The 26,604-nt window shown below is 62.6% G+C and carries 23 protein-coding genes; 16 read left to right on the top strand and 7 right to left on the bottom strand.

Going from position 1 to position 26,604, the window contains the following annotated elements; translation table 11 throughout:
• Nucleotides 1-557: trimeric intracellular cation channel family protein (locus tag A2J03_RS05865; protein ID WP_156520226.1), on the top strand; the 557-nt coding region annotated here is incomplete at its 5' end.
• A 42-nt stretch (nucleotides 558-599) separates the two neighbouring features.
• Here A2J03_RS05865 and A2J03_RS29770 read toward each other — a convergent pair.
• Entirely contained in the window at nucleotides 600-998 is a 399-nt protein-coding gene (locus tag A2J03_RS29770; RefSeq protein WP_082897624.1) for a helix-turn-helix domain-containing protein, read from the bottom strand.
• Nucleotides 999-1,389: 391 nt separating this feature from the next.
• On the opposite strand from A2J03_RS29770, the gene A2J03_RS05855 reads away from it, so the two are divergent.
• The 6 genes from A2J03_RS05855 to A2J03_RS05830 all read left to right on the top strand — a co-directional run bounded on the left by A2J03_RS05855 (nucleotide 1,390) and on the right by A2J03_RS05830 (nucleotide 11,851).
• Nucleotides 1,390-2,649, top strand: coding sequence for a TetR/AcrR family transcriptional regulator (locus tag A2J03_RS05855; protein ID WP_156520225.1), 1,260 nt, complete (start codon nucleotides 1,390-1,392; stop codon nucleotides 2,647-2,649).
• 40 nt (nucleotides 2,650-2,689) lie between these two features.
• Nucleotides 2,690-6,547 (top strand): hypothetical protein, encoded by a 3,858-nt coding sequence (locus tag A2J03_RS05850; RefSeq protein WP_068370684.1) that lies wholly within the window; start codon nucleotides 2,690-2,692, stop codon nucleotides 6,545-6,547.
• A gap of 167 nt (nucleotides 6,548-6,714) precedes the next feature.
• Complete coding sequence (locus A2J03_RS05845) at nucleotides 6,715-8,139, top strand: phenylacetate--CoA ligase family protein (RefSeq protein WP_068370680.1); 1,425 nt, start codon at nucleotides 6,715-6,717, stop codon at nucleotides 8,137-8,139.
• A gap of 120 nt (nucleotides 8,140-8,259) precedes the next feature.
• Nucleotides 8,260-8,835, top strand: coding sequence for a TetR/AcrR family transcriptional regulator (locus tag A2J03_RS05840; RefSeq protein WP_068370678.1), 576 nt, complete (start codon nucleotides 8,260-8,262; stop codon nucleotides 8,833-8,835).
• An 87-nt stretch (nucleotides 8,836-8,922) separates the two neighbouring features.
• Nucleotides 8,923-10,512: a GMC oxidoreductase gene (locus tag A2J03_RS05835; RefSeq protein WP_068370675.1), complete on the top strand. Its 1,590-nt coding sequence runs from the start codon at nucleotides 8,923-8,925 to the stop codon at nucleotides 10,510-10,512.
• A 25-nt stretch (nucleotides 10,513-10,537) separates the two neighbouring features.
• Nucleotides 10,538-11,851 carry a lipase family protein gene (locus A2J03_RS05830; RefSeq protein ID WP_082897621.1) on the top strand — a complete coding sequence of 438 codons (1,314 nt, stop codon included), beginning with the start codon at nucleotides 10,538-10,540 and terminating at the stop codon, nucleotides 11,849-11,851.
• A gap of 9 nt (nucleotides 11,852-11,860) precedes the next feature.
• Here the strand turns inward: A2J03_RS05830 and A2J03_RS05825 are convergent, their stop codons facing one another.
• Complete coding sequence (locus tag A2J03_RS05825; RefSeq protein WP_068370672.1) at nucleotides 11,861-12,745, bottom strand: alpha/beta fold hydrolase; 885 nt, start codon at nucleotides 12,743-12,745, stop codon at nucleotides 11,861-11,863.
• A 276-nt stretch (nucleotides 12,746-13,021) separates the two neighbouring features.
• On the opposite strand from A2J03_RS05825, the gene A2J03_RS30380 reads away from it, so the two are divergent.
• From A2J03_RS30380 to A2J03_RS05815, 3 genes are all read left to right on the top strand, one after another.
• Nucleotides 13,022-13,180 (top strand): hypothetical protein, encoded by a 159-nt coding sequence (locus tag A2J03_RS30380; protein WP_156520224.1) that lies wholly within the window; start codon nucleotides 13,022-13,024, stop codon nucleotides 13,178-13,180.
• A gap of 71 nt (nucleotides 13,181-13,251) precedes the next feature.
• Nucleotides 13,252-13,467, top strand: coding sequence for a DUF3263 domain-containing protein (locus A2J03_RS29765; RefSeq protein WP_082897623.1), 216 nt, complete (start codon nucleotides 13,252-13,254; stop codon nucleotides 13,465-13,467).
• Between the two features lie 21 nt (nucleotides 13,468-13,488).
• Entirely contained in the window at nucleotides 13,489-14,199 is a 711-nt protein-coding gene (locus A2J03_RS05815) for a hypothetical protein (RefSeq protein WP_156520223.1), read from the top strand.
• On the opposite strand, the gene A2J03_RS05810 is transcribed toward A2J03_RS05815, so the two are convergent.
• Both A2J03_RS05810 and A2J03_RS05805 read right to left on the bottom strand, forming a co-directional pair.
• Nucleotides 14,170-15,315, bottom strand: a complete 1,146-nt coding sequence (locus A2J03_RS05810) for a cation:proton antiporter (protein ID WP_068370667.1) — start codon at nucleotides 15,313-15,315, stop codon at nucleotides 14,170-14,172. The genes A2J03_RS05815 and A2J03_RS05810 overlap by 30 nt on opposite strands.
• A gap of 162 nt (nucleotides 15,316-15,477) precedes the next feature.
• Nucleotides 15,478-15,828 carry an ArsR/SmtB family transcription factor gene (locus A2J03_RS05805; RefSeq protein ID WP_442971325.1) on the bottom strand — a complete coding sequence of 117 codons (351 nt, stop codon included), beginning with the start codon at nucleotides 15,826-15,828 and terminating at the stop codon, nucleotides 15,478-15,480.
• Between the two features lie 16 nt (nucleotides 15,829-15,844).
• Here A2J03_RS05805 and A2J03_RS05800 point away from each other — a divergent pair, with 16 nt between their 5' ends.
• From A2J03_RS05800 to A2J03_RS05770, 6 genes are all read left to right on the top strand, one after another.
• Nucleotides 15,845-16,315, top strand: a complete 471-nt coding sequence (locus A2J03_RS05800; protein ID WP_068370663.1) for an SRPBCC family protein — start codon at nucleotides 15,845-15,847, stop codon at nucleotides 16,313-16,315.
• A gap of 140 nt (nucleotides 16,316-16,455) precedes the next feature.
• A complete protein-coding gene (locus tag A2J03_RS05795; protein ID WP_068370658.1) occupies nucleotides 16,456-17,382 on the top strand; it encodes a glycoside hydrolase family 43 protein in 927 nt (308 codons plus the stop codon).
• 182 nt (nucleotides 17,383-17,564) lie between these two features.
• Nucleotides 17,565-19,913: a phosphoenolpyruvate synthase gene (gene ppsA / locus A2J03_RS05790; RefSeq protein WP_068370655.1), complete on the top strand. Its 2,349-nt coding sequence runs from the start codon at nucleotides 17,565-17,567 to the stop codon at nucleotides 19,911-19,913.
• On the top strand, nucleotides 19,900-20,346 hold the full coding sequence (locus A2J03_RS05785) for a hypothetical protein (RefSeq protein ID WP_156520222.1): 447 nt from the start codon (nucleotides 19,900-19,902) through the stop codon (nucleotides 20,344-20,346). Before ppsA ends, A2J03_RS05785 begins: the two co-directional genes overlap by 14 nt.
• A complete protein-coding gene (locus tag A2J03_RS05780; RefSeq protein WP_231912388.1) occupies nucleotides 20,343-20,918 on the top strand; it encodes a flavodoxin domain-containing protein in 576 nt (191 codons plus the stop codon). The genes A2J03_RS05785 and A2J03_RS05780 overlap by 4 nt, the downstream gene beginning before the upstream one ends.
• A gap of 175 nt (nucleotides 20,919-21,093) precedes the next feature.
• Nucleotides 21,094-24,282 (top strand): HAD-IA family hydrolase, encoded by a 3,189-nt coding sequence (locus A2J03_RS05770; RefSeq protein WP_082897620.1) that lies wholly within the window; start codon nucleotides 21,094-21,096, stop codon nucleotides 24,280-24,282.
• Here A2J03_RS05770 and A2J03_RS05765 read toward each other — a convergent pair.
• Genes A2J03_RS05765 through A2J03_RS05755 form a run of 3 tightly spaced genes read right to left on the bottom strand, consistent with a single transcriptional unit; the run spans nucleotide 24,279 to nucleotide 26,587 of the window.
• Nucleotides 24,279-25,208, bottom strand: coding sequence for a 1-phosphofructokinase family hexose kinase (locus tag A2J03_RS05765; RefSeq protein WP_269455175.1), 930 nt, complete (start codon nucleotides 25,206-25,208; stop codon nucleotides 24,279-24,281). The genes A2J03_RS05770 and A2J03_RS05765 overlap by 4 nt on opposite strands.
• Before the next feature lie 51 nt (nucleotides 25,209-25,259).
• Nucleotides 25,260-26,276 (bottom strand): Acg family FMN-binding oxidoreductase, encoded by a 1,017-nt coding sequence (locus A2J03_RS05760; RefSeq protein WP_068370632.1) that lies wholly within the window; start codon nucleotides 26,274-26,276, stop codon nucleotides 25,260-25,262.
• Entirely contained in the window at nucleotides 26,273-26,587 is a 315-nt protein-coding gene (locus A2J03_RS05755) for a cation-translocating P-type ATPase C-terminal domain-containing protein (protein ID WP_269455176.1), read from the bottom strand. Before A2J03_RS05755 ends, A2J03_RS05760 begins: the two co-directional genes overlap by 4 nt.
• Between the last annotated feature and the right edge of the window lie 17 nt (nucleotides 26,588-26,604).

Below are 26,604 nucleotides of genomic sequence, written 5' to 3'. Positions count from 1 at the left end.
GCCGTATCGACCTCCTCGGGATAGTGCTCGTAGGGACGTTCACCGGACTCGGCGGCAGTCTCATACGCGATGGTTTCCTGAATGTGACGCTGGCCGCATTGACCAACAATTGGTACTTGACCAGCGCACTTGTGGCGGCCCTGACTGGCATGTTCCTCGAGAGAATCATCTCGAGAATCGATCCCGTGGTTATCGCTCTCGACGCCCTGACCGTCGGTTTGTATGCGGCAATCGGTATGACGAAAGCACTGGGGAACGGGCTACCCGTCATACCGTCCACCTTCATCGGGGTCGCTGCAGCGGTGGGTGGCTCGGCGCTACGGGATATCTTCTTGGGCCTGCCCATCGCACTGATGCAGGTCGGGTCTTTGTACGCGATCGCGGCACTGCTGGGGACTGGCTCGTTGCTGGTGGTTGTCGCGGGAGGGGGGTCCGTCGTGTCGGGTGCGATTGCATGCACAGTGGTGACGACGACCATTCGTTTGTGCGCGGTGAAGTTCGGCTGGACCTTGCCGGAACAGCGCGCACTGATGATTGGTCGACGCGCACGACGTTGACGGACTAGCCCGTCACTCGAGACATCTCGCTTCCGACCTCGGTCAGAGGTCGTCGAGGGTGACGATGCCGTCCTGCAGGGCCCGGGCTACGAGCGCCGCTTTGGTCGGCGCCGGTCGGCCGACTCGGGTGTACTTGCCGCGAATCCGCGTCAGATGAGTGTTGACCGTTCCTAGCGCAATGTGGAGACGGGCCGCGACGTCGGTCTTGGAGTCACAATCCAACCACGCCTCGAGGACGGTAATTTCACGCTCGGTCAACCCGGGCTTGGCGTATGTCGGTGCAGGAGTTCCTACCGGCGCTGCTCCTGTCGGTGTTCGAGGAGCGTGCGTCGGCGCGACGGCCGAGCGCGGCCTCGGGCCGAGCGGGGATCGCAGAGTGGGCGCACTGTCGGGCGGCAAGATTGTCGGCTGTACGTGGGGTCGATGAGTGGTCAGCACCATCTGTGTCTCCTCGAGATATGCACGCGTTCCGGTGCGGCGTGGTCGTACCGTCACCCCGGCAGGCGTGTCGACCCAGTTGACGGCGTTGCCTTCTTTGCCACCGGCACACCCCTCGGATGCCGGTGCGCACCGGTGACACTGCCCCGGATGCAATCGGAACTACCGTCTGTGACCGTTGTGCAGCCGCCTGATACGCGGGTTGTTGAACTTGTTGCAATTTGAACACGGCCGCGAAGGCACTGCAACACAAACAATTTCGAGACAGGTCTCGATAATGGAGTGTCTCCAACAAGTGTCTTTAGTTTGAAGTAAAGCGAGCGGAAGGATCTCTACGGTTGATATAGTTCGGCGTCCAATTCGCTTCGTTCAAGTCCTGTAAAGGCGGTTGTCGTTGAACTTCAAGCCGACCCCGCGCGAGCACTTCCTTCGGGCTGGTTTCCGGCTTCTGGGTGAAGTCGATATGACCGATCTCGCGCGATCGCTGTCCATCTCTGCCGTCGTCGACGATGCCGGTCTGTCGCATCAGACTTTCCACAACACCTACCCCGGCAACTCCCGCGCGGGCGGTTCGGGCGGCAAGGAGGCGTTCGTCGCAGACCTGCTGGACAACCTCACCGTCGACTACACCGCACTCGACGCCGCCGCCCATCCGAAGACCGGATCGCGGGACGCGGCCACTCCACTGACCGATCTGTTCGAAGACCTGACCTCCGGGCTGATGAGGCGTCGCCTCGTCGCAATACTGCTTGCCGCCGACCACGACGGGGCCCGCAAGGCAGTCACTCCGGAATTCGAACGCTTCGACGCTGACTTCCGGACCGTGGTGGGCCAGGTGATCCAGTCTCAGGGAGGATCGGTGCGTCAACCCCTGTCGCTGACCGCCCTGTCCACGGTTCTCAGCGCACTCCTCGACGGACTGGCGCTCCGCGAGATGCTGACCCCGGGTTCGGTAACAGCCCGGGATGTCGCTTCCGCGACCGAATCGATCCTGCGGTGGGCGATCGACCCACTGCACTCGGACCGGAACGGCCCTATATCAGAACCCGGCGAACCGACCGCGGTCCCCGACACTCTCAGCCGCGATCTGGAGGCGGACGTCATCGCAGCCACTCAGGCGTTGTTCGTCGACAACGGGTACTTCTTGGTCACCCTGGCCGACATCGCCGCGTCGGCGCGGATTCGAGTCGAGGATCTCCGCCGTCTGTTCCCGAGCAAAGTCGATATCATCGTCGCCGCGCTGAAGCCGGAGTTCGATCGGGTTCTCCGTTTGCGCCGAGCCGACGAACGTCTGGGCGTGGAGCCTGCTATCGCGTTGCAGCGCACACTGGTTGCGTTGGCCGAATTCGTGGTGGGAAACAGGGAAATGAGCTCGGGAATGTTGTTGGCCTTGAGTTTCGAACAGTTCCAGCAGCCGAGCACGGTCACCACTGTGCTGGAGAACTTGTACCTGCCGTCGGCGGTCGTCCCGATTCTCGAGCGCGGACGCGAAGCCGGGGTATTCGGTGACGAGGCGCCGGTGGCCGAGGTTGCCGTCTTGCTCACCAACAATGTGCTCATCCGGTGTTTGACGCGACCGACCGAGACAGCTGTCGACGTCGTCGACGGTGTGCTGCGTGTGTTGATGCCCGGTGTCGCGACGCGGGCGCAATGACCCCGAAGCGACAGCGCAGCCACAATCGTGGTGCGGTTGAATGAGTGTCCCCGCTGCAGGCTCTGTGCACTGGGATCGATTGAATCGCCTGTCGCAGCACCTGCTCGACGATATCGGCGTCCGCGGGGTCGGTGGCAGCGATACCGAAGACTGGTACGTGCGCCGCGACATCGAAGACGCCCTGTTGAACCGTACCCTCCGGGACGGATCCGAGCCGCAGATCGTCGTCGGTGAAGCCGGGCACGGGAAGTCGACCCTGTTGTGGTCCCTGCACCGAGCGCTCCGACAGCACGATCGGTATCCGCTGCTCGTCTCGGCGACATGGCTACAACGCGCCGATGACGGCACCCGCATCACCTCGACCGAGGACATCATGTCGGCGGTCACATCTCGTGCCGACGCGATCCTGCTTCTCGACACCGCAGATCTGTTGCTGCACAGTCCGTCTGCTCGCTACGACATCATCGACCTGATCAAGACGCTCGCACGGAGGGGAGTCCCGGTAGTTCTGACCACGAGACCGTTGGAGGGACTGAGCCTTCCATCGGACCTGGGGCACAGGGGCACCCTCGGCCCGTATTCCTCGGATTCCGAACTTCCCACCGCGATCGAGGCCTTGATCGCCGAGTTCTCCACCGATGGCTCGGTGGTGCCCGCGCACCCCGTCGCGGCGATCCAGTCCGCTCGCGCTCGCGGCACTCTCGTCGACGACGTCTGCACCAGCCCATTGCTGCTGCGACTGCTGTTCTCCTTGGCCGCACCGCAGTTCCCGCACCTCGAGCTCGATGTCACCGGCCTGTACAACCTGTTCTGGTCGCGTCGAATAGTCACCGATCAGCGCTCCGGACCTGACGTGCCTCCTGACGCTGCGGACGATCTGTCCGGCACTGCCGGCTTCCTGGCAATCGCCATGCTGGCCTTGGGAACTCCCGAACCGCCCGTCGACGTCCTTGTCCGGCGAGCCGCTCAGGCCGCGGCTTCGAGTGCGCACGCACTCGATGAGGCCGAACTTCATGGGCACGTTCGGACGTTGGCCCGGCGCGGTGTCCTCATCATTACCGACGATCGTGTTCGGTTTCTTCATCAAACGTTCTTCGAGTTCGCTGCAGCCAAGGGGCTCGCCGCTCGGGGCGCCGACAGCGAACTGCCCCGGTTGATCTCGCGACTGGCCGAGGCGCCGGATGATCTGTTCCTCGGCGCTGTTGTCGAACAGACCCTGATCATTCTCTGGGCCGACCTGATCGCACGACCCGCCGTGCACACGAGTTGTCGGGCGCTCATCGACACGAGACATCCGCACCTGATCTCGATCGCCATGACCGTCTGGGCGCATCACCCCGCAGTGCTCGAACTCACCGCCGACGTCGTCGTAGCCGTCACCGACGATCAGCTCCGCCGGTTCCTGCGGACCTTGCCCCGCGTCCACAGCCACACTGTGTTGGTCGCCGAGCATCTCCACCAGCTGTGGATTCAGCGGGCCGAGCTGCGCACCGCCATTGCCACCACTGCCGCATACCTTGTCGGACGCGGATCGGACGCGATCGCCTCCTTGGTCCACCGCACCGCAATGTATGCCGAACTCGCCGAGGCGCAGCAGTCTTACCTCCGTTCGAGTAGCGAACCCCGAGCCCTTCTTCGGAGCCTCGTCCCGGTCGCGCCGGATCTCGTCCGTGACGGGGTCATCGCGGTGATCAACGGTCTCACCGACCCCGCGACGCAGGCCAAGAAGAAGTCGACACGTCGGGGTAAGCATACCGTCGCTCGCTATCTGTACATGGTTGCCGATTCGTGGGACACACTGCAAGACAACGAGTTTCTCGAACATCTCCAAGATCTGGTCAAAGCTGTGCAGGACCGATCCGGGGACAGTGACGCAGAAGTCGTTCGGGATGCCCTCGCAGCCGTCATAGCTGCCGACGTCTATCGCGGACACCTCACGCCGGACTGGGAACGCGCCTGGCTCGTCTGGGTGAACGAGCTGTGCACGCGGCTCGAACACGAGGGCGGAGATCGCGATCCGATCGTCGGCGCACGCTTGATCGCAGTCGGTCTTGTTCTTCGGCGCCTTCACGATTCCCACCACGGCCGAGCTATCGACTCGACGCTCACCAGGTTGTTCGCGTTGTCCGGAGGCGCTGCACCGCGACAACTCGCCCGGGGCTGCCTGTCGCAAATCCTCGTCAGTGAGTCCCCAGCCCGAACCTCGCTGATCGCAGTCCTGTCGTCGCAACTCGACGGCCACCTGCCCGCCGAGCATCAGAACTTCACCCCAGGTGCCGGATTGTGGGCGGCCGTCACGCGACAGGTGTTGATGGATCCAGTCATTCCCGTGGACGTCGTCCACGACATCCTCTCCGCCTCGATCCGCACCTATGGCCACGATCCTCGCTTGTTCACCACCGGCAACTACCTGGTCGCGCTCGCCCCGGCAGCGATCGTCTGGGAGGAACCCGCCGCAGCCAGCGCTGCCGATGCCCTCTCTCGCATCGATGTGAGTGTGAAGCGGGACCGCCAGGCAGCGAATATCTTTCTGGACCACGCCCTCGATCGTGCCCACGAACTACCGGATCGACTCGTCGCCGCTGCATTGACCATCGCTCACCGTGTCGACCGGCCCGGCACGGTCAAAGATCTTCTCCTCCGGGAAGGCAACCACGCGAGTCTGCGGGCACACGCGACTCTGCTGCGGCACTGGACCGAACAGATGATCACAGGCAAAGACAGCAGCCAGCAAGCGGGCGCCGACATGCTCCGGTTGCTCATGCAACGCGACATCATCAACCCCACGATCGACGAACTCATCTCGTGGTTCGAGCAGTCGAGCAATCCAGAAGGCAAGGCGAACCTGCTCACTACCATCGGCATCAGCGCACGGCACGCGGGATCGACCGCATCAGCGATCACGTTGCTTTCACGGTTCGTCACGACGAGCAACGCCCCCGGGCCGGTGATCGCGTCCCACCCGGAGGTGCCATCTCAGCCGGTGGTCGTCGAGGCAGCAAGAAATGCCCTCCTCGAAACCATTGCACACCAACCGACGTCGTTCGTCGAGCAGTGGCCGACAGTCCACGTGCTGACGTTCGCGCCGCGACTCACCGGAACCTACGAGACCGATGTCGCCGGTGTTCGGCACCTCGCTCGATTCCTGCGCATCGAAGCGGAGACCGGGCAGATCGACGGGGCAATCGACCACCTCCGTATTACGTGCGAATCGTTGGAGCCGCTCGACAAGAACCTCCGTGTCAAGGCTTCCAACAAACTCAAAGGAGCAGTCACTGCAATCCTTCGCCGCGCCGATGACCGACACTACGCGCAGCTGGCATACCTCGTGCGCATTGCTCCACCGCAGACATCTGCACAACTGATCCACGGACTGCTCGATTCTGCGTTGTTCGCCGAGCGCGCTAGAGAATTCGGCCACCAACTCAACGTCATCCCTCGGGTCATCGGTGCCGGCACGTTTCACGAGATACTCACCCACCTCGACAGCACACCCTGGCCGGAACCGACCCGATCGGGACCCACAGGGCCTCCCGAAACCACCGGGCTACCGACCGTCACCGAGAACGATCTACGCCGAATTCGCGCGCGACAGGACCTGGAAGACCGGCGCCGAGACTTCGAACGAGCTACCGATGCCGCTTATCACGCAATCCGCCGGCGTGCCGACAGTAAGAACGATGCCCATCTCGGGCAAGCGCTGTTCGGAATCTCCCGTTCCGGTTTCTATCGCCTGAAGTCCGGGTCGAGCTGGGAGCCACCCGGACCGGATCTGTGTGCCGCGATCGATGCCCAAGGAAAGGCTATGGGCGAGAAACCCTTCGATCTCACGGCGCGGCAGCAGGCCTACGCCGCTGCGCTGCAGGAAGAAGACGATGCCCGGCATGCCCGGGACTGACCTGAACTTCCGCGACGTCGGAACGCGTTCGGCGATGTTCGCCCAGTGTTCTGCGTTTCTCGAGCATTCGAACAATGGCGGTCCGCGATCGGATCAACGGGTTCCCATCCGTGAGTCCCGTCCACCGCCCTCCACGGCAGCGGGCACGATCGAAAGGTGGTCCCGGCATGAACACGGCCGATCCACACGCCCCCGTACATGCAGCGTTGCAGCTCGTCCGCTCGATTGCGCTCGAGGTGCCCGCGTATCGCCGTCTGCTCCGCGAGCACGGCATCGAGATCGATTCGATCACCACGATGACCGACTTGGCGCAACTGCCCCCGACGTCGAAGGACACCTACCGGCGGATCAACGGCCTGGCCGATCTGCAGTCCGGACGTCCGGAAGATGTCGAAACGATCGCGAGCAGCGCCGGTTCTTCCGGCAAGCCGACGTTCTGGTCGCGTGGTCAGCGCAGTACGGACCACGGTGCAGCGATGTTCGGATACGTTCTGCGGGAGTGCGCCGATACCGAACACCGATCGACCCTCGCACTCGTGACGTTTCCTCTGGGGCCCTACGTCGGTGGTGCGTTCATGTACGCCATGCTGCTCGAACTCCGCAGGCGTGGACATCGGCTGTCGATCGCGACACCGGGAATGGATCCCGAGGCCGTCGCCGACGTGATATCCGAGGCCGGTGACGGCTACGAGCAGATTCTCATCTTCGCCTACCCGCCGATCGCACGGGACCTCCTCGACACCTACGGTGATCTTCTCCGGCGACACAACGTCGTAGTCATCGTCGGCGGTGAACCGGTCAGCGAAGCATGGCGCTCGCTCGTCCACGTCATGCTCGACGACCCGGACGGCGACCGTGTTCGCGTGGTGTACGGGGCGACCGACGTCGGATTCGTGGGATACGAAACAGCAGCCACGATCGCTGTTCGCGCGAGTGCAGCGGGCGACAAGGCTCTGAACACAGTGATGTTCGGGAGCGACTACACCGCAGGGGAGCTCGTGCAGCAACCCGCGTTCGTACAGTACGAGCCGGAATTCACCTACATCGAAGTCGATTCCGACGGCTACCTCCTCTTCACCGTCGGGGGAGTGTTGCCGCTGGTGCGCTACCGCGTGAACGACCGCGGAGAAACCCTCACCGGCAATGACATTCGCGAACGACTCGCGCACGCCGGATACGCTGCGCTCGCTGACGGCATCGATCCGAACGGGTCGTATCTGCTCGTCCATGGGCGCACCGATGTCGCCGCGATCTACAGTGCAGTCAACATCTACCCTGACTACTTCCGGCCGGCCGTCGAACACATCTCATTGACCACGAGGTTGACTGGACGGTTCATTGCCCGATGCGAGGTCGACAGTGACCAACGTCAGACGCTGACCCTCGATGTGGAACTTCGATCTCAGCAACGACCCGACGCCGAGACCGCTGAACACGTGAAGCAACTCTCCATCGCCAGCTTGCGGCAGCTGAGCGCGGAATACCGCATCGTCCACGACCAGAAAGGCGAAGCAGCAGAGCCCGTCGTTCGTCTCCAGCCGTTCCGATCCGATGGTTTCGTCACCGGCGGTAAGCAGAAGTCGGTCCAGTAGCGCGTTGCCGTTCGATGCGCGCACCGCACCCGGCCGAGGATGCGATGCGCGCATCGGGCGTGTGGACCGCCTAGCGGAATCGGTGTTTCGGCGCCCACCGGACCTGGGGGATAATCGACCATGCGCTCGCGAGGGAAGATCATCGATGCCACGCTGGGGCTGATTGCCGAGTCGGGCTTCGAAGCGGTCACGATTGCGGCGGCTGCACGTGCAGCGGGCGTCTCCAGGCAGACCGTCTACACGATATTTCGAACTCGCGAAGACCTGGTTTCTCAAGCGATGACCGGTGTGCTCGTCGACTTGGTCGGCGGCATCGAAGCACGCGTCGGCAAGGCAGAAACGTCGTCCGAGTTCATCGTCGAACTGATCGTCGCCGGTCGTGACGTGCTTCATCGGGACCCGGTTCTGCGTTCGTTGCTGCACTTACGAGAGGGCAACCCTCTGTTCGATCCGGGCATGATGGGCCGCGCCAGACCCGTCGTGCGGCGCTTCCTCGACGTGCTTGTCGAGCGCGATCCGGGCTTGACTGCGGCGGAACTCGACGACGTTTCCGACATCGTCGTACGGGCGGCCCTGTCGGTGGTGTTGTTCGACGACCCGTCGATCCACGAGGACGATGATCTCCGCCGCTATCTCGCCCGTTGGTTGGTGCCTGTTCTACCGTTCGATTCGCAACCCAGAATCCCCAAAAGTTGACACTTGTGCCGGATAGTGTCTAGTTTTCCCTCCGGGGAAGTGATTCACGTCTCCGTGCTTGCCCGAGCTTGGAAACGTGGGGGGAACGTGTCAACTATCAACCGCCGTACTTTTCTGTCCGCAGTCGCTGCTGCTGGTGTGACGGTCTCCGTCGCAGGTGCCGCGCAAGCGAAGCCGGGCGGGCGCCGTGCGCCGATCCCTCTTACCCGCGAGGACCACCTAGTGATCGTCATCGGGTCGGGGTTCGGCGGAGGTGTCGCAGCGTTGCGTTGTGCAGAGGCCGGCGTTCCTGTTCTTGTTCTGGAGCGCGGGAAGCGCTGGCCGACAGGGCCGAATTCCGAGACGTTTCCGCGCGCAACAGCTCCGGACAAGCGACTCCTGTGGCATTCGTCGAGCCCCAACCTCTTCGGTCGGCCCATTCCGTTCGACCCGTACGTCGGATTGATCGAGGCTGTTGCGGGCGAGAACATGACCGCGCTGTGTGCGGCGGGTGTGGGTGGCGGATCCCTGGTGTATCAGGGGATGACCCTTCAGCCGACTCAGGCGGTGTTCGAGGAACACTTTCCGTCCGCGCTCGACTGGGCGATGATGAACCGAGTTCACTACCCGCGGGTGGCTCGGATGCTGCAGCTGCAGCAAGCGCCCGACGCCTTGGTCGACACACCCAACTACAAAGCCGCACGGGTGTTCGCGGACAACGCACGACGGGCTGGACTGCCGGTATCGAAGATCCCGATGCCGATCGACTGGAACTTCGCCTTGGACGAGACCCGGGGTCTGATGAAACCGTCGTACACCAACGGCGACGGTGCCATGGGGGTCAACAACGGCGGCAAGCATTCCGTCGACGTCACCTACATTGCGGCCGCAGAGGCGACGGGCCTGGCGACCGTGGCGACCCAGCACAACGTCACCGGTATCGAACGTGCCGCCGACGGTCGCTGGATCGTATCGGTGGACAGGATCGATTCCGACGGAACGGTTCTGGAGAACAAGATACTGACCACGAGCGCACTCATCATGGCAGCAGGTAGCCTGAACACCACCAAAATGCTGGTGCGCGCTGCCGCCAACGGTTCCATTCCCGATCTACCCGACGATGTGGGGCATGGCTGGGGAACCAACGCCGACCGCATCTACGTGTGGACGAGTTTCGAGCAGGAGTTCGGTGCACCGCAAGGTGGTCCTGTGGTGTTCGGCAGCCTGAACTGGGACGACCCTCGTTCGGCGCACACGGTCATCCAAGCGTCGCTACCTCCCGTGTCGTTCGATGCACGTAGCACCATGCTCGTGGGCTACGGAGTCAGCAACGGGCGCGGCCACTTTCGATACGATTCCGCACGAGACGAGGCCGTGCTGCAATGGCCGGCAGATGGCGATTCGGTCATTCAGAACGGTTCGATCGATCCGACGGTTCGACGGATCGCCGGATCGGGCAGCGTCCTCACCGATACGAATGCGCTGTTTCCCTCGACCTGGCATCCGTTGGGCGGAGCGAACATGGGGTCGGTCTGCGATCTCGACGGCCGTGTACACGGACAACGTGGGTTGTACGTGCTCGATGGCGCGTTGATGCCCGGCAACACTGCAGCCTGCAACCCATCCATGACCATTGCCGCAGTCGCCGAACGCGCGATGGACAACATCGTCGCTCGCGACATCGGCACCATTATTTGAGATTGCCACTCTCCGAAATTCGACGATGAAGGACGAGAAGAACATGCATCGGTACGGACGAAGGTTGCCGGCTCTCGTCGGCGGTCTTCTTGTGATCGTTTCGACCTCGGCCCTGGGTGCGGGAACAGCGAGCGCCGACCCAGTCGACGACTTCTACATTCCGCCGGCGTCGATTGCCGACGCCCCGGGGACAGTTGTTCGCACGCAGCCGATGTCGTTGTTCGTATCTTTGCCGGGCACGAACGGGGCCTACCCGGCGAACGCCGAGCGGGTCATGTACACCTCGCAGACCGAGGATGGTGTACCTGTCGGGGTGACGGGAACGTACATCGCCACCGACGTGCCGTGGAGTGGAGCCGGCCCTCGTCCGACGATCGTCGTCGCACCGGGAACAGTCGGGCAGGGAGATCAATGTGCTCCATCGAGGGCATTCCCGACTTCGGCAAACATTGTAGCGCAGCCACTTTCGGCTTCGTTCAATCAGGAGTTGCTGTCGTCGACCCTGTGGGGTTCGATGGGCGCGAACGTGTTCGTGACCGACTACATCGGACTGGGGACGCCCGGGGTGCACACATATGTGAACAGGGTGGAGGAGGCTCACGCGGTTCTCGACGGCGCCCGTGCAGCCAATGAGCTCTCGGGTAATCCCGGTGCGCCGATCGGGATTTGGGGATACTCCCAGGGCGGTGGTGGCGCTGCCGCTGCAGCCGAGATGGCCGAGACGTATGCGCCGGAACTCGACATCAAGGGCACGTGGGCGGGTGCGCCTACCGCGAATCTACTCGATGTGTTGGGTACCGTCGACGGGAACCTGATCGGCGGCGTCATCGGCTATGCCTTGAACGGATTCCTCGAGCGTAGCCCCGAACTGAGGGCCCCCGTGAACGAACGGTTGAATGACCGCGGCCGGGCAATCCTCGACGAGTTGTCGACACAGTGCATCGGTGACACCATCCTCTCGCACCCGTTCCTGCGCACCGAATCGTTGACCGCAGACGGCAAGTCGATGCTCGACAATCTGGAGTCGATTCCCGAGGTCGGGCTGATTCTAGAAGAACAGCGCATCGGCCGTGGCACTCCATCCGCGCCGGTGATGATCACCAGCGGACTGAACGATGACACTGTGCCGTACGGGCAGGCCAGGCAGTTGGCGACGGACTGGTGCGAACGGGGAGCGTCTGTGGAGTTTCGAACGAATCCACTGCCCCCAATTCTCCCGGGTGCCGTCCTGCCGAACCATTTCGGACCGCAACTGATCGACGGCTACGGCGGGGAAGCGAGCCGATTCTTGATGGATCGGTTCGCCGATGTTCCGGTCACGGCCTGCACTGTCGACTGACCTGAGGGATCAGTCGACACGCCGTAGATATTCGATCGCCTTCGCCTGTGCTCGATCGGACTCCGGGTGGGTGTAGAACGCGAAATGTGTACCCCGATCCAAAGTGAGCAATTCGGAACCGGCGATCCCTGCGTGCGCGTTTGCGCTGTTCTCCGGAAGTACGTCCGAATCGGCACTGCCCTGCACCAGCAGTGTTGGGATGCTGATCGAATCCCACCCCGGGTCGCTGCTCTTGGCGAACTGGACCAGGTCGTTGTCCCAGCCCGCTTTCCGGCTACCAGCCTGAGAGGCGGTCAGCGCCATATCGAGCACGAATTGCTTCTTCGTTTCGTCGGAGGCGATGTACTTCACGTGCTCGTCGAATTCGTCACCGCTCAGCGAGCTTTCATCGGACACGGCACCCTGGATCACCTGCAACGGCTGATGCGCGACGAGTTTCTTCATCAGCCAGTCACCGATTCTGGTTGTCTGGAAGATCCGCGACGACAAGTCGGGCGTCGGATTCACCCACTGCTCACTCAAACACGCGATCGCCACCAACGCGCCCGCTCTCTGCGGATGCAGTGCTACGAACCTGTACGCCGACGGCCCACCCCCCGACCAGGCCAGGACGCCGACCTTGCCGATGCCGAGTTCGTCCAACAAGGCAGCATACAAATCCGCCTGGTCGTCAGGGGTTCGGCGGTCACCGAGTTCGGTGCCGAGATACCCGGGGCGCGAGAGCAAGATCGCCTGAAATTCATCGGTCGGGAGAAAACGAGACATTGCTTCGGCCGCATCGATTCCGCCGGGCGAACCGTGTAGTACCAATACCGGCGTACCTGTTCCACGGATTGCGTACTCGATCGGTCCGCGAGTGGTGTTCGCTGTGTCCACGCCGGTCGGCTGCGCCATGGGTCCTCTTCAGATAATCGGTGGGTAGCGATCAAAACTACCGATTCTTCGTTGCTGACGCCTCGCCCGAATCGTGTGATCCCGGCTCGCCCCAGACCGCTTGAAAGGTCCATCCATCCGTTTGGGTCGTATGGATGGACCTTTCAAGCGGTGGTGGCCGGGCGCCTTTGCCCATTTGGATGCCAACAGTGAGGACCTTGTGCCCTCGGCGGGGAGGTGTGGAAATGCGAGCATCGTTGTCGGGTCAGGGCCTATTGTCGAGATCGGGGATTCATCGTGAGACCATCGCCGCTGAGTTTGGCCGTCACGACGGGTTCGCTCATCGCCTGTGTGTTCGTCGGTGCACCATTGCTGATGTTGGCTGTGGTCGGTCTCGTGGCAGGAACGCAGGGTTTCATCGTCCTGTTGAGCATGACCTCCGGGTGGCCAGTGTGAACGACAATCATGCCGTAATGGTGTCGTCCGCGTCGCAGGGTGCGGGCCGACGATCTTCGGCCCATCATTCGATGCCCGTTGACGAGATGCTCGCGTTCGCGCATCGCTGGTATCGGCATGGCGGTGGGCCACCAGCAGAGATTATCGCCCGCTTCGGGATCGACGCCTCGAGCTTCTTCGGCGTGCTGCTGGGCCACCTCGATCATGTACCGGCGACCGCATTCGATCCATCCGAGTTGGAGGAGATGAAACGGGTTGCACGGAAACGTATTTGGCTCGGTTGTTGAGATCGTAGGGAGGTCGCTACCGTGAGCGACAGTGCAACCGAAGTCGACGCCCGTGGCCTGACTGATCGGTGGATTGTTGCCTGCGGTGTTGCAGAAGCAATTGGAATGACCGCTGCAGCGACAGCCGCGAAGTCGACGCAATTGTTGTCCGATCGAATCGGCGTCAACCTTGGCATGGCAATTGCCCTCGCTGTCGTCGGTGGCATCGTCGAGGGCGCCGCGTTGGGTACAGCGCAAGCAATCGTGTTGGTCCGCCTCTTCCGGCGGCTGAATGTCCGGCGGTGGGTGTGGGTCACCACCGTGATCGCGGGCGTTGGTTGGGCCGGTGCGTCGTTGCCGTCGGCGATGTCGTCGGACAGTGAATCGAGCGCTCCTCCGATCGCCCTGATCGTCCTCGGGGCTCTTGCGCTCGGAGCAGTGATGGGAATTCTCCTCGGCAGCGCGCAGGCGTGGGTGCTCGATCCGGTGGTGGACCGCGCTCGGCGTTGGATAGTGGCGAGCGCTGCTGGATGGGCCCCCGCGATGGCGGTGATATTCGTCGGTGCAGGCCTGCCGGAAGCCGACTGGTCGTTCGCGGCCGTCGCCGCCGCCGGCGCGCTCACTGGAGCGGTCGCCGGATGTGTTCTCGGCGCCTGTACCTGGTACTTCGTGCCCGCGCTCGGTCACGCTCCGAACAGAAATACTCCCAGCGTCGGACGGCGCTTACGAAGGAGGGTCGGGCACAGTGGGTGACCGACCCAGCCGGGATCCGGCGAAGGCTGCGAATGCGACCGTGATCAGAGCCCCGAGGACTATCGCCGGGGCTTCTCCCGGTAACAGCAGGTCGAGTTGCGTACCCAATGTCACGGCGGAGACAGGTACGCCCAATTGAGCTGCGGCCAGAATGCCCAGCGCGGCTCGCTGCTTCGTGACTCGCATCGCGGCATGTACGGCAACGGCGCCGAGTCCCAATACAAGTCCCAATCCGATCATCGAGGGGTGCGCGCCGAGTGCCCGCAAATCGAGCGACATACCCAGCCACACGAAGTACAAGGGTCCGAGAAATCCTTCGGTGATGGCAAATAGTTGGTGAGCGAGGCGACGTGGTTCTCCGATGGCGGCCACAGCCAAACCGAAACTGAAGCCGGCCAACATGATCGATACATGTGTGTAGACGGCGATCGCGCTGAGGGCGAAGAGGATGGCCAGGTTGATTCGTAGCTCGAGAGCGAACTTCCTCTTCGTCGACAGTCGATGGATTCGCCGCCGAACACCAGTTGCGTCGTAGTGTCGAAGGATCAGGAATACCACGAGTGCGGCAGCGATCACGGCGGCCGCACCGAGCGCTGCGCGTCCTGCGTGGGGCGGGTCGATCGCCAGTGGCACCGCCACGATGCACACGGCGTCGGCGAGGGCGATCTGCGGAAACAAGGGTAGAACCGAAGGACCGGTCAACTTTTCCGATTCGACTATCGGCATGATGATTGCGGCCGATGACGACGCCATCAATACCGCGTACAGACCCACCCGATCGACGTCGAACGTCGTACAGATCAGCCACGCCAAGCCGGTGGAGACAACACCGACCGACACGGCCCGGGCTGCGCCGATCCGGAGCCCGGACTTCAGACGCGGATCGCGGACCGGCACGTGGCTTCCCGCTACGAACATCACCAGCGCGAAACCGATCTCGGCGAGGAATGTGACTGTGGGATCGTCTGCGGAGACCAGGCTGACTCCCGAGTGCCCGACGGCGACTCCGGCGGCGAGTTCGCCGAGTATCACCGGCAGACTGAGGCGGCTCGGCAGTGCCAGTAGCGGACCGAGCAGGCCGACCGTCGTGATCAGAGCCAACGCCGCGAAACTCACGTGATTGCCCCTCCCACGGTGAGAGCCGCTGCCCTGATTGCCGCTGCCCTGATTGCCGCTGCCGTGATTGCCGCTGTGGTGGGGGACTTCTGGCCGGTGCGCATCATCGTATTGCCTAGACAGGGGATCGCGCTGGCATCGAATGTCCCTGAAATAGAGGACTTAGGTCTCGCGGCCGACGACATCCGCGCTGTCCAAGCGATCGAGCATGTCGACCGCAGCTCGGGCGTACTGCCCGATCCAGCGGTCCGAGATGCGCTTGATGGGTAGAGGTGCGAGGGCCAGATGACGCTCGCGACCCACCTTTCGGCCCGTCACGAGCTCTGCGGCTTCGAGCACCCGCAGATGCTGCAGCACCGTGGTCCTATCGATCTCCGAAAGCTGCGCGCACAGTTCTCCGGTCGTTCGAGGGGCCTCCTTCAGTAGGTCGAGCATGCGCCGACGAATCGGCGACGCGAGAGCTTTGAACACCCGGTCATCGTCGTCACCGCTCTTGCGCAATTCGTCCTTCATGTTGTAAAAATACAACATGAATGACGAATTGAAAGAACTCTCTTTCACCGTGTCGGGTCGGATCGCACGCCCCATCGCCGCTGTCTACGAAGCCGTCGCCGATCCGCAGCAGCTCTCCAAGTACTTCACTACCGGTGGCGCGCGCGGTCGGCTTGAAACGGGCAGCGAGGTGACCTGGGATTTTCATGACTTCCCGGGAGCTTTCCCGGTGTACGTGGTCGACGCTCAGCCGCCTAACCGTCTTGTCATCCGTTGGGCCGGCGAAGCATCAGCGTCCGAGGACGGTATGACCACGACGACGTTCGAATTCGAATCCATCGACGACGGAGCTCGCACCCTGGTGACGATCACCGAGTCGTCATGGAGGGCTACCCCTGACGGGGCGACCAACGCCTTCGGAAACTGCGAGGGTTGGACTGGGATGCTCGCGGCGCTCAAGGTCTGGGTCGAGCACGGAATCAATTTGCGAGACGGGTTCTACCAGTAGGTCCAGGCCATCGGTGAGCTCTCGGCCGCAGTCGGTAACGATTCCGTCGACCATGTGACCGAAGTTGTGCATGGTGCGCCTGGTTCGTAGATACTGCATCGGTGACGCTGCCGAGTCGGTCCCGCCTTTCCTCGATCTCGATGGTGATGCTCGCTGTCGCAGCTTTGTCGGTCGCAGCACCAGGGAGTAGCGGCGCCGATCCGGCGTGGAAATACACAATGGTGGCGTTCAGCAACGACAGCGATCCCAATATGGACGTGTACCAGTCCGCGGATGCCACGAATTTCGACGCCGTCCAGTTGTCGGCGTACCAGCCTCCGTCCGGCCTTGTGCGTGACCCGAGCATTTTTCGGCACACCGACGGTTCGTACTACATCACCTACACAACCGGTGGCGGGGCAGAGATCGGCTTCGCGCGCAGCAGCGACCTCGTGAACTGGACGCCGATGGGGTCCTGGCCGGTTCCGTTCTGCTGCTTCTTGATGCCCGGTACGGGGGATGGGAAGGGTCCTGTGAACCCGCTGTTCTCGGGTTCGGCCGGGTTCCAGGACGGACCGTCGCTCTCGCCGTTCACAACCAAAGCGTGGGCGCCCGAGTGGTTCGTGGACGGCAACAGCGTCAACGTCATTCTGTCGATGTCGACAGGTGGTGGATTCGTCCCGTACCTGATGACGGCGCTCGACCCGGGTCTCACCAGGTGGAGCATGCCGGTTCCGCTCGCAGGGATCGGCGCCGACCGAATCGACACCACCGTGGTCAAGGTCGGCGCGACGTATCACGCATTCACCAAGAACGAGACCAAGAAGGTTATCGAGCATGCAGTTGCGCCGACGCTGCTCGGACCGTACTCGTTCGTTCCGCCCGGCGATTGGGGCACGCTGCGCGAAGGCCCGGCCGTCGTCGAGTTGCCGGACGGTACCTGGCGGATCTATTACGACGCCTACACCGAAGGCAAGTACTTCTACTCCGACAGCACGGATGGGCTCAACACCTGGTCCGCCCCGCAAGAGCTTCCAGGCGTGTCCGGGATTGTGCGCCACGCTGGTGTCATGCGAGAGCCGGCGTAGCTTCCGAGCCAGCCCGCGGAAGATAGCCGCGGTTCGAACTCGCTGTGTCCTGCGTTCGACGTCGCTTCCCGACGGTCATTGGTCCCGGTCCGATGAGGACGAACTTCTCTACCCGCGAGAGCCGGGGAGAAGTGAAATGGGTGCAGCAAATTCATGCTGAGTGGCCGAATGGTGGAGATCTGATGACTGCAGAGCAGACCACGACGCCCGTCTCGTGGGTACGAATCATCGACACGGTCGGTTTGGACGACGCCGCCTCGGTGGGAGGAAAGGCAGCCAACCTCGGAGAACTTCGACGGGCGCGGTTTGCTGTGCCCGCCGGCTTCGTGTTGACGACGGACGCGTACGAGCGTGCGATGACGGACGCCGGAATAGTGGAGACACTTGCGGGTGCAGGACTCGACGCATCCCGAGCGATCGAGCGTGCACCGGGCTGGCGCAGCGCCGTCGAGAATTCCGACATTCCTGCTGCGCTCCGCGCCGACATTCTCCGTGCGTACCGGGAGCTCGGTGACAACGCCCGGGTTGCAGTGCGGTCGTCGGCACCCGCCGAGGACTCGAGCTCGAACTCCTATGCAGGCATACACGACAGCTTCACCAACATCGAGGGCGAAGACGAGCTGATCGATGCGATTCGACGCTGTTGGGGGTCGTTGTGGTCGGCTCGCGCAATCTCGTACAGATCCACGATAGGTGATGTGGGGACACCGTCGATCGCTGTGGTGGTCCAGAAGATGGTGGACGCCGATGCTTCCGGGGTCGCGTTCACGCAGGATCCACGCACCGGATCCGCCGATCACGTGGTGATCGAAGCTGCGGTCGGATTCGGAGATGTCGTGGTAGGTGGTTTGGTCGAACCCGATCTCTACATCGTGGACAAGGGTTGCTTCGATGCGGTCGACGTGCGTCTCGGATCGCAACAGCTTGCTACAACCGTCGACAACGGCACCGAAACGACGAGTGAGGTTGCCGTCGCCTTGCGAGGGCATCGCGTGCTCACCGACGAACAGGCTCGACGAGTGGCGATGATGGCAGTGGCCGTCGAAGACCACTACGGAAGTCCTCAAGACATCGAGTTCGCGTTCGATGCCGACAAGCTCTGGCTTGTTCAGGCGCGTCCCCTGACTACCCACACCCCGCCCCAGACGAGCGACTCCCGTTCCGACAAGCAGACTCCGACGGAGCAGGCGCCGCCAACCGTTCAAGTTACCGGACTCGGAGCTGGTCCCGGAACCGTGTCCGGCCGGGTCAGAATCCTGAGGGAGGTGTCCGAGGGATCGCGGCTCCTCGAAGGGGAAGTCCTTGTCGCGTCGATGACCCGCCCGGACTGGCTTCCGGTACTGCGTCGGGCGTCGGCCATCGTCACCGACCGGGGCGGCATCACATGCCACGCCGCCATCGTGGGGCGAGAACTGGGTAAGCCGGTTATTGTCGGAACAGGCAACGCGACATCGGTTCTCACCGAGGGATCGATGGTTACCGTCGACGGAACCAACGGAACTGTCGTCCTCGGTGGCGAGGCCGCCCCTACGAGCCGTACTGCGTCCGGTTCGGCCGACACTCGCCTACCACGCACACCCGTGGAGGACGTGACTGCCACCGCGATCTACGTAAATCTCTCCACGCCCGATTCGGCAGAAGCTGCTGCTGCACAGAATGTCGATGGCGTCGGACTTCTCCGTGCCGAGTTCATGGCAGTCGAAGCGCTCGGTGGGGTACACCCCTCCGCAATGATCGAGGCAGGACTACGCGACTCGTATGTGTCGAAGATGGCCGCCGGCGTCTCACGCATTGCACGTGCGTTCGCACCCCGGCCCGTGATCTACCGCGCGATCGACCTTCGAAGCAACGAATTCGCCGCGTTGGAGGGCGGAGATATCGAACCGCGCGAGGACAATCCGATGATCGGGTACCGCGGATGCTTCCGGTACCTCGGAGAACCCGAGTTGTTCGCATTGGATCTCGACGTGCTGGCGACGGTTCGCAAGACTTATGACAACGTGCACTTGATGATTCCGTTCGTTCGGACCGAGTGGGAGCTGCGCACACTGCTCGAGCGTGTACATGCCCACGCCCTCGGAAGCGACCGGACGTTGAAGCGTTGGATCATGGCCGAAGTTCCATCCGTTGCGTTCTACCTGCCGGCCTACGCCCGACTGGGAATCGATGGGATCTCGATAGGAACGAACGATCTGACTCAGTTGGTACTGGGAGTCGATCGAGACTCGGAGTTGTGCAAGCCGCTGTTCGATGCCACGGACCCTGCAGTGCTCGACGCAATCGACACGATCATCGCCCGCGCAACCGCTGCTGGGATGACCACTTCGATGTGCGGACAACAGGTGTCGACAGACGAGACACTGGCGATGCACGTGGTTGATCGCGGAATCACTTCTGTCTCGGTTCCTCCGGATGCGGTAGCCGCCACGCGGCGAACAATCGCGCGCGCAGAGAAGCGACTGCTGCTCGAGAACGCGAGTGACTTCCACGTCCAGCGGCGTGGGAAGAGCAGCCGTCGTGACCACCGTTGACCGTCGACGCGATCTCGGCTGCTTCGTGGTCGATTGCGCCGAGCACGACGAGCCGTCCGGGGAAGCCGAGATGGAGCGACTGTTTCGGAATGCTGTCGTTGCACGGGTCATCGGTGTCGATCACTCCGGTCCCACTGTCGACTACGTGCGCTATGTCCTCGACGACGACAACCGTATGTACTTCTACGCACAGGGTAGGTCTCTGCTTGCACGGACCTCCGTGGACACCTCGATCGTCATCGAGATCGATGACGTAGGTGCACGTTCGGGCAGAGGCGCGAGCATAGTTGTCCACGGTGTAGCTCGTCCGGTGAACAGCGAAGTGCCGAAGCCGGTTCTTCGGCTGCTACCGGAACCGCAGTTCCGCGGCAGTCCTTCGTGCAGGCTCGTCGAGGTCACGCCGACCTCGCTCCGGTGGCGGAGGGTCCAGTGACAGAACGGTCACCCGTCGAAATCTTGGTGCTGTATTCCACCGGCCGAGGGTCGACGGCCGGGGTCGCGGCGCGTATCGCCGCACGTCTGCGGTCCAAGGGTGTGATCGTTGCGGTCCACACCGCGACCGAGCTCGAAACCGTGCGGGACGGCGTCGTGGATCGCTGCAGCGCTCTCGTGGTGGGCAGCGCGATTCATGGTGGACAATGGCTGCCGGACATGGAAGATGCTCTGCTCGAGCTTGTTCCACGGTTGCACGACGGAACCCAGGTGTGGACATTCTCGGTGTCCTCGATCGGTGCGTCGTCGACCGTGCTGTCGAATCGACTGGCCGCAGTGATCCGCCCCCGAAATCCTGACCCGCGCGCCGTTCACGATCTGCGTGGGTCTGTCGATGTGCGAGACCACCGATGGTTTGCGGGCAAGGTCTCACCTGGCGACTGGGCAGGAATCGGGAGAGTCGTATTTCGGTTGATGGGTGGCCGGTACGGTGACGCGCGAGATTGGTCGGATATCGACTCGTGGGCGGATCGTATTGCGGCGGCTTTTACAGCTGACAAATCGGTGAGGTGAAATCGATGTTCCCGCACTCGCCGCCTGGACCGGACACTGTCGTGTGGCGGGACCCCAGTCCACTGCAGCCATGGTGGGAGGGGATCGTGTTCGGCGTCGCGCAGGAACCACCCCCGCGCGGGCAGGCAAATCTTGACCGCACGAGCGGACGCGTTTCCTCCGACATCGAAAAATCGTGAGGGTTCAGGGCCGCGAGATTGCGGCTGTGTTGTTCGATCTGGATGGAGTGGTCACCGATACCGCCGCGATCCACGAAAGTGCGTGGAAGGACACATTCGACGCCCTGCTCGGTGAGGCTGGGCAGGGAGATCGCCCTTTCACATCTGACGACTACAAGGCCTACATCGACGGTCGCGACCGATTCGATGCGATCCGCACTTTCGTTCGCGCGCGTTCGCTCAGCCTCCCTGACGAAGAGGGGGATGAGAAGGTGCGCGGGAGCGTTCGTGAATGGGCTGAACGAAAGAACAGCACCTACCTCGATACTCTTGCCGCGGAGGGCGTTCGAATCATCGAAGGCACTCTCGACGTAGTGAAACGGCTTCGGATAGCGGGGATACCGACGGCCGTTGTCTCGGGAAGCCGAAATGCAGGAAAGGTCATGGCGTTGGCGGGCGTCGGTGGACTGTTCGACGTTCGCGTCGACGGCCTCGACGCGGACCACCAAGGGCTCGCAGGAAAGCCGCAGCCCGATCTGTATTTCGAGGCAGCCCGACGGCTCGGATTCCCCCCGGGACTCTGTGCTGTCGTAGAGGATTCCGTCGCAGGTATTCAGGGTGCACGGGCAGGGGGGTTCGGGCTGGTCGTCGGACTCGGTGAATCGAATGCCGCATTGTCGACGGACGCAGACGTCGTCGTCGACGACCTTACCGATCTCGAAATCGAGGTCACCACCAGTCCCGCGGCCGCCGACGACGATTGCGAGTTGTGCGCAGTCGACGCCGATTCGACTTGGATGCTTCACTACGTCGGATTCTCAGCTTGGAACGAAGGAATCAGAGAGAGTCTGTGCACACTGGGAAACGGGTATTTCGCCACCCGCGGTGCCCTGCCGGAGGCACTCTCGGGTGGGGTGTATTACCCGGGGACCTACGTCGCCGGATGCTACGACAGGCTGCGATCGACAATCGGCGACGTGGAATACGAAGACGAATCGATTGTCGCGTGGCCGAATTGGCTTCCGACGACGTTCTCCATCGACGGCGGCGAATGGTTGAAGCCCGACAACGAAGACTTGCGTCATCACCACCACATGTTGGATATGAAGGGGGGAGTACTCCATCGGGAAAGCCTGTATCAGGATGCTTCGGGCCGACGGACACGGCTACGGCAGCGGCGAATCGTGTCCATGGCCGAGCCGCACCTCGCAGCGATGGAGACAAGAATCGAGCCGGAGAACTACAGCGCAACCGTTACCGTACGTGCGGCGTTGGACGGCGACGTACGCAACGACAATGTCGCGGAATTCAGGGGTCTGAGCAACTCTCATCTGACTGGCCACGAGTCGGGCGCAACGGTCGACGGCGCGGCTTGGCTGCGTTGTCGTACCGTGAATTCGCGCGCAGAGTGTGTTCTGGCCTCGCGCTTGGAGTCGCTCACCCCGGTTCGCACGGAAGTGGACGGGCCCGCGAATGCACTTCATGAATCCACTGCACGCGTCACGCCGACGGCGGGCATGCGCGTCACCACAACTGTGGCACTCTACAGTTCGCGCGATCGCGCTATAGCAGATCCGCTCGGCGCGGCACTGGCCATGCTTGGCGAACGCCGGTCTTTTGCAGAGCTCGTCGACGAGCACCGGGGGCTGTGGCGTCGGTTGTGGCACCGATACAACATCGAGGTCGAGTGCAGTGTCGAGTCGACCGTTCGAGCGGTCAATCTGCAGCTCTTTCACGTGCTTCAAAGCCTGTCACCCCATACGATGGATCTCGACGTCGGAGTTCCTGCTCGAGGTCTCCACGGTGAGGCGTACCGAGGCCACGTCTTCTGGGACGAAGTGTTCGTTCTCCCACTGCTGAACTTGCGCGCGCCGGGGTTGTCGAGATCGCTGCTGCTGTATCGCTATCGGAGACTTCCTGCCGCGCGGCGCCGCGCCGAGGAAGTGGGTTGTCGTGGAGCGCTGTTTCCGTGGCAGAGCGGAAGCGACGGACGCGACGTGACGCCACGGGTGTTGCTCAATCCGCGTTCTGGGCGCTGGATGCCCGACCACTCGAATCGGCAGTTCCACGTCGGACTCGCGGTGGCATACAACGTGTGGCAATACTGGGAGGTGACCGCGGACTTCGCTTTCCTGTCCTCGTACGGCATCGAGATGCTGGTCGAGATCGCCCGATTCTGGGCGAGTTGGGCAACGTGGGATGCGGAAGACCGGCGATACGACCTTCTGGGTGTCATGGGTCCCGACGAGTTCCACGATGGATACCCGGGGCGTCCGGGCGAGGGGATCGACAACTGCACGTACGTGAACGTGATGGTTTCCTGGTGTATCAATCGGACGTTGGACGCGTGCAGGATTCTCGGACGCGACGGGCGCGAATTCGGAGTGTTCGGCCGGTTGGATGTGGATGCCTCCGAGCTCGACAGGTGGCACGACCTGGCGTGCCAGTTGCGCGTGGAGTTTCTCGACAATGGACTCCTCACTCAGTTTCACGGCTACGCCGAACTGCGTGAACTCGATCTCGAGGACTATCGCGCGAGGTACGGCAACATCGGTCGGCTCGATCTGATCCTCGAAGCCGAGGGAGACTCCTGTGTGAACTACAAGGTTTCGAAACAAGCCGACGTCCTGATGCTGCTCTACCTGTTCAGTGCGGAAGAACTGGTCGATATCTTGGCGGGAATGGGATACGACTTCGATCCGAAAACCATTCCGGCTACCGTCGACTACTACCTCTCCAGGACGAGCCATGGGTCGACCCTGAGCAAAGTTGCACACGCATGGGTCCTTGCGCGAGGACGTCGCCGAGACTCCTGGGAGATGCTGCGTCAGGCATGTTCGGCCGACCTCGAAGATACCCAGCACGGAAGTACTCGTGAGGGTATCCACCTCGGGGCCATGGCGGGAAGCGTGGATATCCTGCAACGCTGCTACACAGGTATCGACGTCCGAGGTGACACTTTGTGGTTGCATCCACAGCTACCGGTCGAAATCCGATCGCTCGAACTCGACCTCTGCTATCGCGACCACTGGATCAACATTCGATGTGACCGCACCTCGACGACCGTCACGACGCGCCCGAGCGGTGCCCGGGCAGTCCGGATCAACATCGATGGCAAGCTCTTCACGATGAACGGTGGTGAATCGGTTTTCGCTGCTGTCGATTCGCACCCCGCCGGTCACGTTTCCACCGTGCGGCCACACTAGGCCGCTGTCGACAGCAGCTTGTACAGACGGTCGGCTTCGACTCTGACGCACGGCTGGGATCCGGGTGTGAGTGTTGCGGCTGCTCCGGCCGCTGACCCGAACCGCACCGCCTCCACAAGACCCCACCCTTGATCGAGCGCAACAGTGATGCCCGCGACCATGTTGTCGCCCGCGCCGACACCGTTGCCGGGTGAAACCGGAGTACTCGGTACCGGGACGATCTCGTCAGTGGTGACGAGCAGGGCACCGGCACTCCCCAGGGAAATCACCACAACTTCGCTGACGTTCGCGCTGATAAGGTCTCGTGCCGCAGCAGCTTGCGAGGGCACGTCGGGGAGCGCCGCGCCGACACAATCCCGCAATTCGCGGATGCTCGGCTTGATGAGGTAGGCGCCCTTCACCCATGACAAAGCAGAACCGGAAGTGTCGACTATCAGCCTGCACTGATGGCTTCTCGCGAGTGTGTCCATCGAGGAGAAGAATTCTTCGGAACAGCCGGGAGGAAGGCTTCCACTGACCACCAGATAGCCATTGTCGGCCACATTCTGCTCGAGGACCGACAGACACCGGCTTTCGTCGCGGGCAGTCAGTGCCGGTCCAGGCAGGACGAATCGGTACTGAAGGCGGGTCGATTCGTCGGTGACGACGAGACTCTCTCGTGTCGGGTTCTCGATGTCGACTGCGCGTACCGGTATCTCATCGCGTTCGATCAGACGGAGAAGACGCGCACCCGCGTCGTCACCCGTCGTCACGACCGCGGTTGCGGCCCCGCCCAGCGCGAGAATTGCGCGCGCGACATTTACACCCCCTCCGCCGGCGTCGCGCCTGGGGGCGCTGCACCGCATCTTCTCCGTGTGCATCAAGTGGGGCACCGTTGTGTAGATGTCGAGCGCTGGATTCATTGTGAGAGTGGTAATTACAGACACAGGTCCTCCGCGATTGCTGACCGAGGGTCGTCGGGTGTGGTCGAAGCGGTGTTACTCGGCTCCCGTTGTCGCGTACTCCGAGTCGAGACCCTCCAGGACGGCGGACAGTGGCCGTCGAGGCGTCGGAGGAACGGGCTCGGCACCGACAGGCGCCCATCCTGTACGCACGATCAGTTGAGGGAAGCACTGAGTGGTCGACACTCGTTGTCGAACAAGGTCCCGCGTATCGTCGAGTTCGAGCGGCTCGGTGAACGTGCAGGTTGCCAGTCCCATCACCGTGGCTTCGAGAAGCACGTTTCCGGCAGCTTCCCCGGCCCTGATCTGGCTTGCTCGATCGTCACCGGGTGTACCGAAGACCAGGAGGGTGCCAGCATCATCGCTCGGGTCGGCATGACGGGTTTGTCCGAGCCCTGACGCGGGGAAGGTTCTGTTGGGCATCGGCACGTGTGCTGGCGAGGGGGACTCTGCAGCTGGCACATTGGCGGAGGGAACGCCGTCCACTGCACAATCGTCCCCACTCCAAGCTGCCAACTCCGCCTGGTATTGACGGTCGTGCGAGTGGGCTTCGGCGGCTGTCACAGCAGCTCGCCGAAAGAACGCAGACATGGGCGCACGCTCGACGACGACGCCCTCGCTTGCAGCCGCTCTCGTCAGCGCCGCAAGGTGCGCCGCAGGCACCGGCCAAGAGCTGTACCAACGGCGATCGGAGCGTCGCAGGGGAATTGCGGCTGCAAGGGCAACCGCATGCTCGAGTGGTGATTGTGGGCGGACGCGAATCGAGGCAACGTGGTACGGATCGTCGGATGAGGGGAGTCTGTGGACGTCCGAACTCCATCCGAGGGACGCCAGTGCGATCCTCGTGTGCTGCAACGCTATGCCGCAACTGATGTACATCTCGCGGCCGCTTGGATCGGTGCTGTGCAATTGGCGACTCGGGTCTGCGTGCAGGTGAAGTACTCCCGCGTCGATCCGCCAGAGCCATGGTTGTGAGTTGTGTACTGACGGTGCGTGCAGGGCCAGCTCTATTGCCGACTTGATGGTCGCCGAATCCGGAAGTGTGTTGTTCATCGAAGTCTCCGATCTGTCGGCTCACGACGCTGCCACCGTTGTGTGTCGTTATCGAGAGCATTGAGACTCGATCCGTGTGACTTCCGACCTCTAGCAGCCGGCACGACAGATGCGGGGGGAATGCCATCGCCGGCGCGTCGTCGTCGTATCGATCGATAGATCTCGTCGCAACCCCATACGACGAAGGGGAAAGGTAGCAACCACAGCACGAGATGGAGTGGCGGTCGTACGGTCCCGAAGATGTCCTGCATGAACGGCACGGTCACCACAAGAGCTGCGAATACTACTTCGAACATGATGCCGTACAACAGGAGTCGGTTGGTCCCGA

It is taken from the genome of Rhodococcus sp. EPR-157, from assembly GCF_001647195.1.
Lineage (GTDB): Bacteria > Actinomycetota > Actinomycetes > Mycobacteriales > Mycobacteriaceae > Rhodococcoides.
The sequence above is the reverse complement of the archived record's forward strand: the minus strand, read 5'-3'. Positions and strand labels throughout refer to the sequence as shown.